We start from the raw sequence: 15251 nt of genomic DNA, 5'->3' as shown, positions 1-15251 counted from the left end.
TATATCAAGAGGTGATTTTATGAAAAAAATAATTAAATTCCTTTTGTTAATTAACTTGATTTCCGGAACTTTCATACCTATTACTACAGTTCATGCTGAAAATAAATCACAATATTATACTATAATGTTGAAGAATTATGAAAATAACCAAAAACTAGCTAGTAAGTTTCAAAAATATGATATGCAAGTAGTCTATAGTGTCCCAGAGATTGGTGTTATACAAGTGAAAGCTACCGAAAAAGCAATGAATATTGTTCATTCGGATCCTAATATAGATTCATATAATAAGTCATTACAATCGTTTAATTCAAGAGAAGTAGCAACCAATGTCTCTTCCCCCCTACCCTTAAATGAAATATGGGAGAATCAATGGGATATGCAACAAGTAACCCATAATGGTGATAGCTATAGACTATATCCAGGAACTAAAAATGTAACTGTTGGTATCATTGATTCAGGCATTGATATAAATCATCCTGATTTAAAAGATAACATTTCACCTGGATCTAAAAATTTAGTACCTAAAGGTGGATTTAGAGAGCAAGAATCTCAAGAAACAGGTGAATTAAATCGCCTAATAGATCTAAGAGGACATGGAACTTTTACTGCTGGACAGGTTGCAGCTAATGGTTTTATGAAAGGGGTTGCTCCTGGTATTGGAATTAAAATGTATAGAGTGTTTGGTAATGGAGCAGGTGAGGCTATTTGGGTTATTAAAGCCATAGTTGAAGCTGCGAAAGATAATGTTGATGTTATCAATTTAAGTTTAGGCGAATACCTCATCAATGGTATAGTATCTTCTTCAGACGGTGAATCTAGTGAGGAATTATCCGAAATTAAAGCTTATAGAAAAGCCATTAAATATGCTAAATCAAAGGGAAGTATTATAGTTGCTGCGGCTGGTAATGATGCTCTTGATGTTACTAACAAGCAGGAAATGAATGATTTTTTCAGAAAAAAAAATGAAAATACTGGGATAACATTTACTGGAGAAGTATTAGATGTTCCTGCTGAGTTGCCAAATATAGTAACAGTTTCATCTGTTGGTCCATCTAAATTACTCTCCTTATTTTCAAATTATGGTGAAAGTTTTATAGATATTGCTGCACCTGGAGGAGATAATAGATTATTTCAGCAATATGGTTTAGAACAGTGGGTAAAAAATAAGTTAATGTTAAAAGAACTAATATTAACTACCGCCCCTGGTGGTGGCTATGCTCTCTCTATAGGGGTTTCACTTGCCGCTCCAAAAGTGTCAGGTGCTTTAGCATTAATTATTGATAAAAATAATTTCAAAAAAAATCCAGATAAGGCCGTGAGATATCTTTATAAAAATGGAGTTAGCAATGATACCCCTACTAATAAAAGTTTTTTTGGTAATGGTTTGCTTGATGTCTATAAAGCGATTTCCCAATAAAATATATACACTTCAATTTGGTTTTAAACTAACAATTGATAGTGATTTTTTGATGGAACCTTTATTTAAAGCAAGTCTAATTGCCTTAAATAAAGGTTTTTTATTATATTGAATTAAATTTTTCCATATCCATCTATTAGATTCCCTATTTAGTCATTCTTGGATTCCACTTTTACTAATAACCTTAACAAGTGGTTATTTGCATAATTAGACTATTGTATCCAAAATTAAAAAACACTATTCTTCCTTTATATTTCCACAGAGAGAAAGGCGTTTTCCCCTCAGATATTTCTCTAAACTTTTGAGAGAGATATTAATGGAATATTATTATTCCCTATGTTCCTCTACCACCTTATAGTAATCAATTTTTTCTACAATAAACAATATACTACTCGGAGTATACCGAGTGTATTTTTGTAAATACTAAGATTGTTAAATGTTAAATCGAGGAGGGTTTGTATGCAAGATCGTAAAAAAGCTATAAAAAGTCCTGGTTCTGTTATGAAACCAGATTTTGCTGAAACAGATGCACAAAAAGTGAAACAAGAAATTCAAAATGATGTAAGAGCAGGACAAGGAGCAATGACTTCCCGAGAGGCAGGGGCAATGCGAGATTAAGAAAACACTCCTTATTGGTTTTTTCTTCTCTAGAACTTTAACCAGTAAGGAGTTATTCCCGAACTATTTTAGCTTTTTACGTTTTTCCTTTAGAAACATAATGCGTTTCGTATGTAAATCATCGGTTAATCTTACATCGAATTTCTCTCCATTAAATCTATTTTTTAAAATTAAGATTATTTTCTTTCAGATAATGTATTGCATCTTTGTTCACCGATCTTAAATCTATACCTTGTTTCTCTGCTGCAAATGAACATCCACAATAACACTGACGGAAAACATCATATTCATTACACATTTCAATTGAACGTTGATATCCATTACTTTTTTTGAAATCACTTGGTAAATAACGCGGATCATAATTTTTTTGCACACCGATTCCAAGTTCATTTATTAATTGACTATTTTTATTTTTAGAAAGAGTAATGGCACTCCCAAAGTAATCAAAACCTTTTTCTTGTGCTACCTCAGCTGAACGATCCAATCTCATATCAAAACAAGCTGAACAACGAAGCCCGCCTTCTGGCTCTTCTGCCAAACCTTCTTCTTTTACCATTTTAAAAAATACATTTGAACGGTAGTCATCCTCAAGAAATCCTACTGTGTGCCCAGTACGATCATTGAACTTTTCTACAAAGATCTTTTGTTCATTAGAGCGTCGCATGTACTCACTTTTCGGATGGATATTCGAATTCGAGAAAAAAATCGTAATATCTGCATGTTCTGCAAGAAATTCTAAAGAAGCAGTACTACAAGGAGCACAGCATGAATGAAGTAACACCTTTGGTCTTTCGTTCCTTGCTTCCCAATCATTAATCATTTTTCTTAATACTTTATCATAATTTATTTTCTGATTCTTCATTTTCTTTAAATACGTTTCTACATCTAACACTTCTTTCACAACTAAACCTCCTGTTTATTTTTATTTTATCACTTAAATTCATTAATAAAATATAGTAATGTATGTATTTATCGATCGTAAAACGGTTCTTATGACCTTTGATGATGGCTAAAATACTATATGTATTCTATTACCTCTATTTCTAAAATAAATCCTTAATCCTTCTTTTTCATCACAAAATCTTTTGGGTTACCTTTTAATTGGTAATACTTCACGTTAAGACGAATAACTACTACGATGATTACCAAAAATCCTATTATATATAACATTGTTCCTTTCTCCGTTTCTTATTGTTTAGCGAACTTATTCTGTAAATACTTCACATGTTTATTTTCAGTATCCTTATCAGTAATATTTGCTTGCAAAATAGTCTGGTAAATATGCTCGACCTCGTCTTTTGTTAATTTCACATCAATATAGGATTCGATACATTTTTTTAGATCGTTATAATATAGGACATGTTTATCTTTAGAATGAACATTTACTCTTTTTAGGCTGCATTTTGGATGAAACGCTGCAATAGAAATACACGGCAGCTGTTGTTCCATCACCCATTCAATTGTTTTCATGTGCTTATAATTTTGTCTAAATGGATTCTGAAAAGAGTGTTTCTTTCTAAAAATACCTTGTGTCCATCTTGCTGCCTTCTCACTTCCATAGATCCAGCCCTCATAGTTCTTCGTCTCTATAACAAATATACCTGTTTCTGCGATTACAATATGGTCAATTTGAGTTGTATCACCATACTCTGTATGAACCGTCACATCATTTAACACCCGATATCTTTCGTGATCTAATTTGCTTAATATACGTTTTACCATCTTTTCTCCGGCTTTCCCTTTCCATTTTGGTGCATGTTTTTTTACCATAATATTTATCGGTATCAGAAGCACAATTAGAATTAATTCAAATATTAATACTTTCATAATATAAGCCTCCTTTTCACACTCTTGTATTTCTACGCATTAAACGATATACATGAGTTTCTAATCCTAAAATATAATATGAGATACATAAACCTTTTATCACCATCTCTATGAATCCTAATGCTAATGAAACAATGAGTCCGCCCCGAAATTGAAACGGTCTTGTCACCCTCCGATTCACTGGCTTTTCAATTACTCCAAAATTAGCCCAGGTTGGCAAACGCTTTTCTACATTTTTTATAGTGCCCATTAATCCATATTTCAATGACAAAATGAAACATCCAATTAGTAAATATACAATAGAAGAAAAAAAGATAGATAGGCCCATAGCGATAATTGTGAGCAGCCAACCTATCAAGATAGAATTTCGTAAAGCGGCATATTCTTGATTTCTTTTCAAAACAAGCAATCCTTTCAAAATAAATTAAGGCATTTTTAAACAGGTGAAATACTTTTCTAAGTAAAATATTATTTTAGTTTCTATCTTCCTCGTCTGTTTTGTAGGCATACCAGCTCTACTACAAGGAGTGTTCATTCTACAAATGGAAATCCTTCACAACAAAAAAACGATTAAAAATCGAACGAATTATCCCCTATATCAGAGGAGATATTTGCAGAATACGAAAGGAAAAATCAGATGGGTAGATAAAAGGTACTGAATGAACATTCAGTACCTTTTGCATCTATATATATTTCTTTACATATTCGCAAATAACCATGGAGCCAGTACGGCTAACATACATAGTAAACAAGATCCCGTTATAACGCGATTAGACCAACGATAATACTCAGGTTGTTTTGTACTCTCATGAATTCTTCGTAAACGAATTCCTGCAATTAACATAAAGGGTGTAAAAATAAGTGCTGTTGCTTTAAACAGGTCTAAAAAATCCGTAAAAATGTTCATAAACGAAAATACATCCGAACTAAATAAGAAATATACACTTAATCTCATTGCCATCATACTAACGAATGAGAAAATCATACTCCCTGTTGCCCATTTCATCCATTGACCATTCTTTGTAATTAACGCCATAACCATGACAATAACACCTAATATGAAAGAGATAGAAAAGATATTTACCCCTACTTTAAAAGCTGGTGCATACATACCCTCAACTTTTTGTATAATTGATGACCCAAATGAATCGTCTTTCTCTGTCGTTTTTGTTCGATTGTTTAATCCTTCGTTAAAAGATGAAGAAACATCATTTCCTTTCAATTCATTAAAATCCACTTTTACAGATGCATAAGCTGTATGTAAAGGTATGAGTACTAGGATCATAAAAACAAATGTACATAAAACTCCAATCATCCCTTTTTCTCGCTTCACAACACATCACCCGCTAATTTTGGCTTAATACTCTTTAATTTGATTTCATTTCCTTCTGCAACATAACGGAGATCTGCGGAATAATAGATATTGGCTTTTGTATATGCCCCCATAATCGCATTTGCAATTTCTTCTTTTTCTACTGCTACATATGTTTCATTTTCATTATAAAACTCTATTTCAATTCGATTAATATTATTATTTAATACTGTTATATGTAACTCTTTTAAGCTCTTCAAACGATTTCCTAAACCACACACTAGCTTAAATACCTTACTCGCAAGTGTAGGTGGCTTAACATACGTCGTATTAAAATGAATCGTTTCATCATCTATAACACCATCTTCCTCAACTGCGCACGTCATAATGAAAGAATGATTTTGTTTTTCAATTTCTTGTTGATTTAGCTTGCGATCAATAACATATTTCAGACTTGTTGATAGATTTTCTATATATTCATCCAGTTCAGTATTTGAAATTTTAACCTCTGAGAATTCTGGGAAAATCATGTAAGCGTGCATATTAGAACTACTTTTACTTACACGTAATACCTGTACCTGTTTCTTTTCATAGCGCACCGTTTGTTCCAATTTTTTTACTACATTGTTGCTTATATGATCTATTATCATATTTCATCAGCCTCCAGTAATTTTAATAAAATAATTTTTACAATCTCATGTATATAAAGCATTGCAATATTTTGCTGAGGTCTCGAAACTCATATTTTATGACTAATAATCACTTTAATCTTAAAACATCTTAATATTACAATGACGTACAGTGTTTCATTATAGTCGAATATTCTTATATGGTGAATCGTTCTGTTTCACTCATTTGCATAAAAATAAAAGGCTATTTTACCCTTATACAAATGAGTGAGAACATACTGTATTTCATGCTATTTATCTAAAAAAATTTAACTGGGAAATGGATGTTATACACTCCCTAGTCATCTATTATTTGATTCAACTAATGTATAGAAATTAGGTGGATTCACCTCAAATTTTATATACATTCATATATTTTCTGGTATTACCCCTCCTTCTATATAAATCAGATAGCACTTCTTATTAGATATCTTTATAAATAATGTTAATCCTTGTTCTCTTTCTGTCACTTTTGCAGTCCACTTTAACGCTTGTGCCTCTCCTACTTCTGATTTTCACTATTAACAAAAAGCACAATTGTTCAAGTTCTAGAAATGTCATTCATGTTCTCACTTAGCATTTACTTCTCCATCCAAATTCTTTTAGACCGATGTAACAAATAAATTGTAAACACTGACAGACCCTTTTCTAATGTAATTTCCTTTATGAGAGTAATACGCTCTTACTCCTTACTAATCATCCTGCATTCCCTTGGTCAGCAAGAAACAAGACGTTTCACCAATACATTTTCCCTCTCAATTATTCAAATGAATCGTACTTAAACTAGCTCTTTACGAATTTGTTTTTCCTTTTTCTTCTATGTATTGAAATTAAATGAAATTTTTCCGCTAAATCATTTTTATATGCATAATCATCTACCAGATTTCTAATTGCAATAAAAAAGGAAGCTCCAAGTATTCATATCACTTAGTTCTTCCTTTTCCCCTGTATAAACTACCATCACATGATTTATATCGTAGTTCTTCATTTGCACTCCCTAATAACTTATCTATATCAATCAATATATCATCCGGCTCTTTAGATTACTCTTTTAGATCAACTAATACTATTCAAACAATATTTTATTTCATTTTGTTATGAATCATAAATAATCCCACCTGCAACTTGAAAACAACATAAAAAGGACTTCTTCAAGTCGATTAAAAATGTGCATAACAAAATAAGCTATATATGCACTAATCGGCTCAAAGAAGCCCTTTCAAAATTGAAACAAGAACACAACTTGCTTCTGCAACTCAACCACAACACATAAGGCGTGGGAATAAACGGAATTCAACAAATAACAATATACCTATATATTATACAATTTAGATTTTTGTATCAAGAATTTTTTTATTATCTTTAGTCATTTGTCAGATGTGATACAATCAATAGCATTATCTAATAAGTTAATTCCAAGATCAAATATTATAATAGTAATAGTAATCACCAGTGAAGTTTTACTAATAATGATAAATAAAAGACGCCAACTAGCGTCTTTTATTTACTCTTCCATATTTTGATTTTTCAATAATTCAAATTCCTATCTATGAAATATACTCCTCGTACCATTTAGCTTTTTTAGTTTACACTTTACACTCTTTTTCTTCATCTCACTCTTGTATTTCTTCGTACATACGCTGCCTTTCTTTGTTAACAGCTCTAACTTGATCGTAATCGTAGTCAATCGATTCCCTTTCTTCTGTTCTACGTTGTATTTCTTCGTATATACGCTGCTGCTCTTTGTAAGCTGCATCCCCCTGATCGTAATCAATTAATTCCTGTTCTTCGCCCCTAATTTGTCTTTTTCGCTCTTCTCTCTTTTGTTGTAGTTGATATCTTCTATATGCCTTCTTATCAGTAATTTTTTCACAGTCGTGCGCTAGCTCCTTCGTTTCGTCATGTCCATGTCCGCAAAAATCGTTTGGAATTATAGCACTAGATTTCTTAACAGATTCAGGATTAGGGTCTTCATGTTCTTTGCTAGCCTTCTCATCTTTAACTGCAATATTACTAAGACCATCTTGCTCTTTGTTCGTTACATTTCTATTAGAATCAAACTTTATAGTCATCGAACCGTGTCCACCGTGACCTAAATATGTGTAGATAGAGAACAATTTAGTTGTTTCGCTGGATCCAGGCTTTCCTGCTATCTCTATGACTTTGTCCGCAGACATTCCAGTCTTGATTTGATTATACTGTTCTAGTGATACTGTTGATCCGTCTTCATGGACATCTTTATAATGCGGATATTTGTCATTAGTTTCCTCATCTTTATTCTGAGATTCCTCCACTTGTTGTACCTTTTTTTTCTTCTTAGGTTCTTCTGTATCCTCTTTAACCTTAGGCAGAGTGGACTTCTTCTCTTCAATCTTAGGGGGATTAGGCTTCTCCTCTTCGACCTTTGCGACTTCTATAGAGTCTTGTTCCTTATATGGCTTGTAATCCCCATCTTCCTTTGCAGAGCAGGCACTGAAAATTGATACAGACGTTGTACTTAATACAAGTAATTTCTTTAATAATTTCGTATTAAATTTCATAATATTATTCCCCCGTTACATATAGTGAACTACCCGCCACTTAACGCCCTAACGGACTGTTTGAAGTGGGGGCTTCTCGGTTAGTCGTTACTTTTGGTAGCTAACGAATTCGTCCTAAGACAGCCGAGCTAACTCCCTTGTTCCAAGGGTTATTTTATTGCTATCTATACTAACGCCAATAGGCGTATTGCTTCATTTTTGATATTGATAGCTGCGTTATAATCTCTATCGAGATTTACACCGCATATACAAGAATAGACTCGCTCAGACAATGACATATTTTTCACATTTCCACAACTGCTACATGTTTTTGTGGAAGGAAACCATTTGTCTATTTTCACTAGCTGTTTGCCTTGTTCATGTAGTTTATAAGCTAAGAAAGAAGTGAACATACCCCAAGCATTATCAGCGACGCTTTTTCCAAAATGAAGTGCTTGCGATATTCCCTTCATATTTAGATCTTCAATAGCTACAACATCAAAATGAGTAGCTAACTCTTTAGACTTATGATGAAGGAAGTTCTTACGTTGGTTTGCTACTTTTTCATGCAGCTTAGCTACACGGATACGTTGTTTATTCCAACGCCCTGAACCTTTTGTACGTCTTGATAATACTCGTTGAGCCTTTGCTAATCGGTCTAACATTTCACGATAGAACTTAGGATAATTGGCTCTCTCATCCTCAGAACTGACGTATAATTGATCCATCGCAAAGTCTAATCCAACAACTGTTTCTACTTCTTTTTGTACGATCTCTTTTTCGTATTCAGTCAAAATGGACACATAGTATTTACCAGTAGGTGTCATAGAAATCGTACATGACTTGATTATATGGCCTTGTGGTATTTCTCTATGCTGTTTGATACGTACCATTTTCAGTTTTGGCAATTTGATATGACCGTTAAGCAACATAATATTTCCGTTCACTACATTCGTTGTATAAGACTTTCTGTCTTTTTTGCTTTTGAATGTTGGGAAGTCATTTTGACCACGAAAGAAATTTTTATAGGCAGTTTGCAAGTTTAGTTGAGCATTTGCCAAAGCTAATGAATCAACTTCTTTTAGCCATTCAAATTCTGCTTTGTATTTTGCGGGAGTGGGAAGCTTTTGTTTCTTTAGTTGATTCTTATCATCTTTATGTTTTTCATACGCTTCTTTCCGTTCAGCTAACATTCTGTTATACACGAAACGTACACAACCGAAGGTTTTACGCATAAGATGTGCTTGGTCTTCTGTTGGGTACAAACGGAATTTATATGCTTTATTCTGCTTTGTCATATCATTTCACCTCACTTTTCACTTTGATTTTCAATATATGTTTTTACTACGTCTATTGGCGAACCACCAGTAGTTAGCAAGCAAAAACTTCTTGACCAAAACATCTCTTTCCAAAGTTTCTTTTTCACTTGTGGAAAGTCTCTTTTAATAAGTCGAGAACTTGCACTTTTATAAGCATTGATGAATTTTGTCATTTCTGTATTAGGGTGTGCCTTGAACAAAATATGAACGTGGTCTACATCATGATTCCATTCAACTAACGTGATGTTATAGTTTTCAGATAGTCGAACAAACATATCTTTTGCATAGTTTGACATATCATCATCAAACACATTTCTTCTGTATTTCACGACCAACACAAGGTGATAATATAACAAGAATACTGAATGGTTATTACTATCTAATTTCATTTATATACCAGCCCTTATAATTTATAAGACTGATTATATCAGAGGCAAAATAAAAAGGAAAACCTTTTGGCTACGCCAAACCGAAATTCATCTCCCACCTACCGTTGGGCTACGCCCTTCACACGCTTGAGGAAGGAGAATTCTTTCCGGAAATTCGTTAAATTGCCCCCTCATGCTTCCTCCTATAAACGTTATCCTTTCCCTTCGCACATAGACTCACATATAACTTTGCGTAAGCCTCTTCGATATTCATTACAGATCACTTTTTGGCTGCAGTACTTGTACACCCCCATAACATTTCAAGTTGATTAGTGTAACTCACAAGTTAGCATCTTTCTCATTATTCGCACTCTATTCCTATCAAATGTCTTAATTACGTATCTTCTGCTACAGAAAGAATTGTATATTAAATGTACTTCGTTATTTACCTTACTCCAGAAACCAGCGGCTAAGCGTTCAATTAATGATATGTAAATTTTTTATTTTCATCATACAAATTACTGTATATTATATTTTAAAAATATTATTTTAGCAAATATTGTTAATCTATTCAACGTTGATTTAAAGGAGTTAAAAAACGAATAAGTGGAATTCTTAAGGAATAGAGATGAAATTTCGTTTGCTAATTCACGTAATTTTCACACATTAAAACGCTGCATGTTGATATTTGTTATATAATGAAACCAAGCCTTAAGTAAGATAGTTTCCCTGTTACGAGTAATGAGATAGTTTGTTTTACCTTTTTATATTATCTAAAAAAGAACTTGTAGTGATGCCTACAAGTTCTTTTTGTATTTTTTATCATTTTAACCAAGAAGACACATACCAAAATGAAGGTGAATCAAATGATGATTAATAAAGCCTATAAATTTTGAATCTACCCACATCTAGCACGAGCAATTCTAGGCAACAAAGTTAATGTTATCTCTTTTCTATCAAGCGAAGGTTTTATAGTACCCTCAGAACGAAATTTTGTGCTAACTTTTACCCATCCAGCTCATTTTTTCGTTTTAAAATATGAGCTGGATGGGTACGTATAGTGACCTCCACTTAATTATCAGAAAAACCTTAGTCTTTAATTGCGTACACGCTAATTACGATGATTTCCCAATACCAGCACCATAATGAATCTCCCCTTCTCCTCTTTTTATCAATATTGATAGGTAATAGAGGGGCCAGACACAAAAACAGGTTGTGGAGAAAGTCTTCTTCACAACCTGAGAGTAAGTTATATATCCAAATATGACCTGTTCTTTTAACTATTAAGTCTTTTATAATCTGTTATAGTCGATATAACTAGAGTCATAATAAATCCACTGCCCTGTTCCAATTCTTAGCCAGCCGTTCTCTTCTTCATATACTGTAACTTTTTCGCCTTTACTTGTCTTTCTAACAATAGAATAGTTTGTACCCGATCCGCTTCGAACATTTACCCCAATACCATTAATTTGAGCCGTTCCAATTACCTTTTCAACACTACCATTTTCAATTACTTGTAGCATATTTAGAATGAATGTCGCTGTTTCACCACGAGTTGTTGTTCCTTTAGGGTCGTATTGATTGTCACCCTTACCTCTTACAATACCTAGGCCATACAGTCTTTGTACGTCTTCTTTATAAATAATTTGGTCTTTGTCTGAGAATGGTAGGTTTACAACTGGTCCCCATATACCTTTATATTGTAAAGCCTTGTTTACAATAATTGCTGATTCTTCTCTTGTAATAGGTGTGTTTGGGTCAAAATAACCATCTCCTCTACCTTGAATGATACCTGCACTTGCAGTACGTTTAATACCATCTCGTAAAGTTGAATTTGCATCGTTTAGGTCTTTAAATGAAGCATCTCCAGCTGGCAGGTTTAGAGAGTTAGAGATTAATTGAGCAAATTCGGCTCTTGTTATCGCTCTATTAGGTGCGAAAACTCCGTTTCCTTCCCCTATCATAATACCTCTTCTATTTAACTCTCGAATAGCTTCTTCATACCAACCTCCAGTAATGTCATCTTTTGGTTGATAAAGATTATTATAATACCCACCAACGCCATTTACGAATGTATCCCATTGTCCATTATTAATCATATTAGCAGGACAGATTTTACCACTCCATTTTTGGTGTTTTACAATGTTATTTAACGGTACACCAGTTTCTTTCATTAAATAAGCTACAAGTTTCTTAGCATTATCTACTGCTTTACTATAGTTACCGTCACTGTTAACTGCGATTTCAATTGCAATGGATTCTCTATTACCTGGACCATCACCGTCTCCGGCGTGCCATCCGTTCTCGTTTAATGGTAGATGTTGATAAATCTCTTTATCGTCTACTGTAAAATGCCACGATGCAGCTCGGTCTGTGTTCCCTACTGCTTGGTTATATAGGTATTGAGCGTGGTTTCTAGCACCTGCTCCTACACTTGTATTATCAGTCTCATGAATTGTAATATACTTTGGACTCATGTAGTTTTGAGGGCGAATATTATCGTTACCTGCTGGAACAATCCATTCAGTGAATGGAACACCGTTTATTGTACTAGAGGTGCTAGGTGATATGGGAGACAGACTACGTTTTATTCTGTTTGAATTGCTAGGCACAGTTAATGTACCTGTTTCTTCATGAATACCTTCTGAACGTTGAAGACTGTCTGTTTTTTTCTTATCGACAGTACCTCCACCACGTCCATCTACCCCTTCAAAACTAGCTTCAATACTTTTTAAAGCTTGTTCATCTGATGTTGTTTTACTTTGTTCCTGAACGTTTGTAGGTTGCTTATTGTTTACTGATTGTTGTTCCTCTGCAAACGATACCAATGGTGAAGATAATACCGTTAATCCTGCCGTGAATGCTACTACTTTTTTATTAAATTTAATGTTCATTTCTAATTTGGTATACCTCACTGTTTTAATAGATATACCTTCCTCCTTGTACTTCTTTTAGTGTGAATGTTAGTTTAAATAATGGTAGTCTGAACCTTCAAAATAACGGATTGATTTTACATTTCATATGCCAAACCGACATCTATAAGTCCTACATGAAATATCAGTACTTTAGAAGTATAACACAGCACGGTTGCAGTCATCCAAGGACTCTTACAAGTAATCTCCTAATCTTGTACATACTGATAGTATGAATCTAAAAAAGGGGCATTATCACATCGCTATCAATCTAAGGTTTTACACTACCCATAAAGCAAAAATACGTTATCCTTTCTGTAGAATTATAGGAAAGAATAGCGTATTTTTCATTTGAGGATAATTTAATTTCGTTAGATTAATAGCAATTTAGCGAGATTATAACACAATCATCTCTAAATTATAAATCATCACCAATTCAGTTAACTTTTTGATAGTAGGTATCACTGCAATTAATCAATTATTATACAGTAGTTAGTATATTATTTTTAGTCTCAGGTTGAAGCATATATGTAAGATCAAGGATGATTAAAGAAGATTCTTTATTTCAATAATTGAGTAATTGCTGCTTCAAAATCACATTTTCCATATCCTGCATCAATAGCTGCTTTCATCTGATTTTCCATAACTTCACATACACTGGTATCAATGTTATTATCCTCTAATGTTTTCATTACCGTTTGGAGTCCATGCGTATGAACATCCAAGGATGCGACAATAGCATCTTGGAATTTGCCAGTGTAGTTTTCTAGATTATCAGGCAGGTGGGTAACCAGTTGGTGACCCACCACTGGAAGTGCTGCCTTAATATGTTTGCAATACTCGGAGATAGGTAATTTGTTTCGTATACAAAGCGCTGAACCTAGTAGGGCAAACCAATAAAGACCAAATTGCAGAGCTGACGTGCTCATCTCAATTATTTCTGCAAAGCGAATGTCTGTCCCAACAAAATGTGGCGAAGAAAGTGCCGAAAGTTGATCTTCAATTTGGTCAAAAGCCTCCTTGGGGCCAGAATATACAAGATATGCGCGATGTGTGCCAATATCGTGAGGATAACAAATAATCACACTTTCAAGGGCGATAGCGCCTCTGTCTTTAATCATTTGCTCAAAAATTTGGGCTTGAGTTGGGGTTGTTGTAGTAGTGTTTACAATGATTTTTCCTTTGATAGCTTTCGATTTGCATTGTTCAATAACCTGCATTGCTATCTTATGATCTGGTAAGTTTAACAGAACGAAATCGCAATCTAGAGCTTCATCCAATGATAATTTAAACGTAGCTCCTTCAGCTACAAATGGCTTGGCTACCGTGGGATTTTTATCAACAATGGTAATAGTATGACCTGCTTTCATAAACGCGCGAATCAGAGCGCTTCCCATAACACCACAACCAACTACAGTAATTTTTGACATAATCGACCTCCAATATGATTTATTTAGTCCACTTGGACTAAATAAATCATATTACTCACATCAAATTTTGTCAAAGTTTTTTGAATAATAAAAAATCAAAACATAATATTTGCTAGCACAGCATCTATTCTTGACTCATCTATCTTTTCGTGAAGTGAATAAATAAGAAGCCCATCGATAATGATTAAAACTGCTTCTGCCTTATATACCATGTGGTCATCCTCGCCTCGATAAATCTCTTCTAAAACACGTATGATGGACTCTCTCCAATCGTTATAAACATTTTTGATTGCAGACCTTATTTCCGTATTGTATTGACCCATAGTGCTTATTTGCGTAAAAGCCCACGATTGTTTTTGATGACTTATCAAAACCATATCTTTGATGAAATGTTTTACTATCGTTTGTGAACTTTCGTTGAGATTGGCGTTATTTTGTTTATACTTTATGTACCAATGCTCAATCTCCGTTTTATATGAAATAGCAAAAAATTCGATATAAGCCAGTAGAAGTTTCTCTTTTGTATTAAAATAATAGTTGATTTTTGAATGAGCAATTTTGGCCTTTGCTGCGATATCTCGCATAGAAACCTTTAGAAGAGGCTTTTCCTCTAAACATTGCTGAAGTGCATGCAGTATTTCTTGCCGTACCTGTTCTCTGTCAACAATAAGTGGCATATCCTTCCTTCTCCTTTTCTAATTTAATGTGCCTGATATCTTTTTCCAATCGATACCTCAACACATGAGATTATAGCACATTATTGACCTGTTTGATCTTGAGCATTTTTGCTTTTAGATCCCCATCAATCCAAGATTATCTAACTTTAATTTCACGTAAGTTTTTTCTTTTTTTAATATCAGT

General features: G+C 33.6%; 13 protein-coding genes and 1 pseudogene. 3 read left to right on the top strand and 11 right to left on the bottom strand.

The window, feature by feature from the left end; genetic code table 11:
• The first annotated feature begins 19 nt into the window (after positions 1–19).
• Positions 20–1417 (top strand): S8 family serine peptidase, encoded by a 1398-nt coding sequence (locus V7S45_RS28115; RefSeq protein ID WP_016090598.1) that lies wholly within the window; start codon positions 20–22, stop codon positions 1415–1417.
• Positions 1418–1876: 459 nt separating this feature from the next.
• Positions 1877–2035 (top strand): hypothetical protein, encoded by a 159-nt coding sequence (locus tag V7S45_RS28110; protein ID WP_001153998.1) that lies wholly within the window; start codon positions 1877–1879, stop codon positions 2033–2035.
• A gap of 157 nt (positions 2036–2192) precedes the next feature.
• Here V7S45_RS28110 and V7S45_RS28105 read toward each other — a convergent pair whose 3' ends face one another.
• From V7S45_RS28105 to V7S45_RS28095, 3 genes are all read right to left on the bottom strand, one after another.
• On the bottom strand, positions 2193–2897 hold the full coding sequence (locus V7S45_RS28105) for an epoxyqueuosine reductase QueH (RefSeq protein WP_342762165.1): 705 nt from the start codon (positions 2895–2897) through the stop codon (positions 2193–2195).
• 326 nt (positions 2898–3223) lie between these two features.
• Positions 3224–3862 (bottom strand): nuclease-related domain-containing protein, encoded by a 639-nt coding sequence (locus V7S45_RS28100; protein ID WP_089607869.1) that lies wholly within the window; start codon positions 3860–3862, stop codon positions 3224–3226.
• A gap of 16 nt (positions 3863–3878) precedes the next feature.
• Positions 3879–4262: a hypothetical protein gene (locus V7S45_RS28095; RefSeq protein ID WP_000828156.1), complete on the bottom strand. Its 384-nt coding sequence runs from the start codon at positions 4260–4262 to the stop codon at positions 3879–3881.
• 46 nt (positions 4263–4308) lie between these two features.
• On the opposite strand from V7S45_RS28095, the pseudogene V7S45_RS28090 reads away from it, so the two are divergent.
• Positions 4309–4511, top strand: a pseudogene (locus V7S45_RS28090) (hypothetical protein); the annotation flags it as partial.
• Between the two features lie 48 nt (positions 4512–4559).
• Here V7S45_RS28090 and V7S45_RS28085 read toward each other — a convergent pair.
• From V7S45_RS28085 to V7S45_RS28050, 8 genes are all read right to left on the bottom strand, one after another.
• Complete coding sequence (locus V7S45_RS28085) at positions 4560–5195, bottom strand: hypothetical protein (RefSeq protein ID WP_142292889.1); 636 nt, start codon at positions 5193–5195, stop codon at positions 4560–4562.
• Positions 5192–5824: a hypothetical protein gene (locus V7S45_RS28080; protein WP_025688240.1), complete on the bottom strand. Its 633-nt coding sequence runs from the start codon at positions 5822–5824 to the stop codon at positions 5192–5194. The genes V7S45_RS28085 and V7S45_RS28080 overlap by 4 nt, the downstream gene beginning before the upstream one ends.
• A gap of 1631 nt (positions 5825–7455) precedes the next feature.
• Positions 7456–8382 carry a hypothetical protein gene (locus V7S45_RS28075; RefSeq protein ID WP_089607871.1) on the bottom strand — a complete coding sequence of 309 codons (927 nt, stop codon included), beginning with the start codon at positions 8380–8382 and terminating at the stop codon, positions 7456–7458.
• Between the two features lie 164 nt (positions 8383–8546).
• Entirely contained in the window at positions 8547–9659 is a 1113-nt protein-coding gene (locus tag V7S45_RS28070) for an RNA-guided endonuclease TnpB family protein (RefSeq protein ID WP_342762000.1), read from the bottom strand.
• An 11-nt stretch (positions 9660–9670) separates the two neighbouring features.
• Entirely contained in the window at positions 9671–10069 is a 399-nt protein-coding gene (gene tnpA / locus V7S45_RS28065; protein WP_061531668.1) for an IS200/IS605 family transposase, read from the bottom strand.
• 1271 nt (positions 10070–11340) lie between these two features.
• Entirely contained in the window at positions 11341–12942 is a 1602-nt protein-coding gene (locus V7S45_RS28060; protein WP_025687304.1) for an S-layer homology domain-containing protein, read from the bottom strand.
• Between the two features lie 578 nt (positions 12943–13520).
• A complete protein-coding gene (locus tag V7S45_RS28055) occupies positions 13521–14390 on the bottom strand; it encodes an NAD(P)-binding domain-containing protein (protein ID WP_074642552.1) in 870 nt (289 codons plus the stop codon).
• A 95-nt stretch (positions 14391–14485) separates the two neighbouring features.
• Positions 14486–15067: a TetR/AcrR family transcriptional regulator gene (locus tag V7S45_RS28050; RefSeq protein WP_089607873.1), complete on the bottom strand. Its 582-nt coding sequence runs from the start codon at positions 15065–15067 to the stop codon at positions 14486–14488.
• Positions 15068–15251 lie beyond the last annotated feature (184 nt).

It is taken from the genome of Bacillus sp. BR3(2024) (assembly GCF_039134555.1).
Classification (GTDB): domain Bacteria; phylum Bacillota; class Bacilli; order Bacillales; family Bacillaceae_G; genus Bacillus_A; species Bacillus_A cereus.
The sequence above is the reverse complement of the archived record's forward strand: the minus strand, read 5'-3'. Positions and strand labels throughout refer to the sequence as shown.

Excerpts from the sequence above, each read along its gene's own strand:
- V7S45_RS28105 (WP_342762165.1), bottom strand. The coding sequence starts at position 2,897 with ATGAAGAATCAGAAAATAAATTATGATAAAGTATTAAGAAAAATGATT.
- V7S45_RS28075 (WP_089607871.1), bottom strand. The coding sequence starts at position 8,382 with ATGAAATTTAATACGAAATTATTAAAGAAATTACTTGTATTAAGTACA.
- V7S45_RS28100 (WP_089607869.1), bottom strand. The coding sequence starts at position 3,862 with ATGAAAGTATTAATATTTGAATTAATTCTAATTGTGCTTCTGATACCG.
- tnpA (WP_061531668.1), bottom strand. The coding sequence starts at position 10,069 with ATGAAATTAGATAGTAATAACCATTCAGTATTCTTGTTATATTATCAC.
- V7S45_RS28060 (WP_025687304.1), bottom strand. The coding sequence starts at position 12,942 with ATGAACATTAAATTTAATAAAAAAGTAGTAGCATTCACGGCAGGATTA.
- V7S45_RS28050 (WP_089607873.1), bottom strand. The coding sequence starts at position 15,067 with ATGCCACTTATTGTTGACAGAGAACAGGTACGGCAAGAAATACTGCAT.
- V7S45_RS28055 (WP_074642552.1), bottom strand. The coding sequence starts at position 14,390 with ATGTCAAAAATTACTGTAGTTGGTTGTGGTGTTATGGGAAGCGCTCTG.
- V7S45_RS28115 (WP_016090598.1), top strand. The coding sequence starts at position 20 with ATGAAAAAAATAATTAAATTCCTTTTGTTAATTAACTTGATTTCCGGA.
- V7S45_RS28110 (WP_001153998.1), top strand. The coding sequence starts at position 1,877 with ATGCAAGATCGTAAAAAAGCTATAAAAAGTCCTGGTTCTGTTATGAAA.
- V7S45_RS28070 (WP_342762000.1), bottom strand. The coding sequence starts at position 9,659 with ATGACAAAGCAGAATAAAGCATATAAATTCCGTTTGTACCCAACAGAA.
- V7S45_RS28080 (WP_025688240.1), bottom strand. The coding sequence starts at position 5,824 with ATGATAATAGATCATATAAGCAACAATGTAGTAAAAAAATTGGAACAA.